General features: G+C 64.1%; 2 protein-coding genes and 1 pseudogene. All 3 read left to right on the top strand.

What is annotated here, in order from left to right; translation table 11 throughout:
- The coding region (locus EOA27_RS36720) for a DUF192 domain-containing protein (RefSeq protein WP_145970839.1) at positions 1-255 on the top strand (255 nt) is incomplete at its 5' end.
- Positions 256-271: 16 nt separating this feature from the next.
- Positions 272-1,039 (top strand): alpha/beta hydrolase, encoded by a 768-nt coding sequence (locus EOA27_RS36715; protein WP_126082433.1) that lies wholly within the window; start codon positions 272-274, stop codon positions 1,037-1,039.
- Positions 1,040-1,062: 23 nt separating this feature from the next.
- A pseudogene (locus tag EOA27_RS36710) lies at positions 1,063-1,337 on the top strand (GNAT family N-acetyltransferase); the annotation flags it as partial.

The raw sequence follows: 1,337 nt of genomic DNA, 5'->3' as shown, positions 1-1,337 counted from the left end.
TTGTTCGTCTTCGACAGAACCGATGAGGTGGATTTCTGGATGAAGAACACGCCGATGGCTCTCGACCTCGTGTTTGTCGGCGAGGACGGCCGGATCAAGGCGATCAAGCGCGGCGAGCCCGAGTCCGAGGCGATCATCTCACCCGGACAGCCCGTGCGCTTCGTGCTTGAGTTGAAGGCAGGCACCGCCGCCAGGGACGGCATCAAGGAAGGCGATTTTTTGCGCCATCCGGCCATCGGCGCCGGATCCAACTGAAAAGCAGTTTCTGCCGATGCAATTCCTTTCGCATGACGGTTTTGAACTCGCCTATCTCGATCGCCAGCCGGCGTCGGGGCAGTTCGACCCCGTTATGATGATCCATGGCTTTGCCTCCAGCCACTATGTCAATTGGGTCTCGCCGGGCTGGTTCAAGACGCTGAACGACGCCGGTTACCGGGCGATTGCCTTCGACAATCGCGGCCATGGCTCGTCGTCAAAGAGTTACGACGAGGCCGATTACACGCCGGCCAAGATGGCTTCCGATGCGGCCGCGCTGCTCGATCACCTCGGCATCGAACGTGCCCATGTCATGGGTTATTCGATGGGCGCGCGGGTTTCGGCCTTCCTGGCGCTTTCCGACCCGCAGAAGGTCGCGACGCTGGTGTTCGGTGGCCTCGGCATCGGCATGGTCGACGGCGTCGGCGACTGGGACCCGATCGCGGCGGCGCTGTTGGCGGAAGACCCGTCGCAAAACACGCATCCGCGCGGCCGCTCTTTCCGCGCCTTCGCAGACCAGACGCGCAGCGACAGGCGCGCGCTCGCGGCGTGCATCGCAACTTCGCGCGAGCTGCTCAGCGAGGACGACATGGCGCGCATCGCCCAGCCGACGCTGATCGCGGTCGGCACCCAGGACGATATCGGCGGCTCGCCGGACGAACTCGCCGCCCTGATGCCCAATGCCAGGGCGTTCCACATCGAGGGACGCGACCATATGCTCGCCGTCGGCGACAAGAGCTTCAAGCAGCGCGTGCTCGAATTCTACGCCGAATACCCGCTCTGAGCGCGCTCGCTCCCCGCCTGACAATGGTCGATCTTCTCGTCACCTACATGGAGATGTCCCCGCCGCCCCGGGGCGCGCCGCGTACGTCACCTTTGCCCGGCGCCATCGTGGCGCGCGAAAGGCTCGATCCTTCCAGCTATCTCGATCTCTACCGCGCGGTTGGCGGACCGGTGCAATGGGACCAGCGGCTGCGGATGCCCGGGGCGGAACTCGAAACGCTGCTCGCCGACGATGCCACACATATCCACGTGCTGCGCTTCGATGGCGAAGCCGGTGGATTCTGCGAGTTCAACAATGT

Origin of the sequence: Mesorhizobium sp. M2A.F.Ca.ET.037.01.1.1, from assembly GCF_003998075.1 — a bacterium.
In the GTDB taxonomy this organism is placed as follows: domain Bacteria; phylum Pseudomonadota; class Alphaproteobacteria; order Rhizobiales; family Rhizobiaceae; genus Mesorhizobium.
This window is presented reverse-complemented; position numbering and strand designations above follow the sequence as displayed.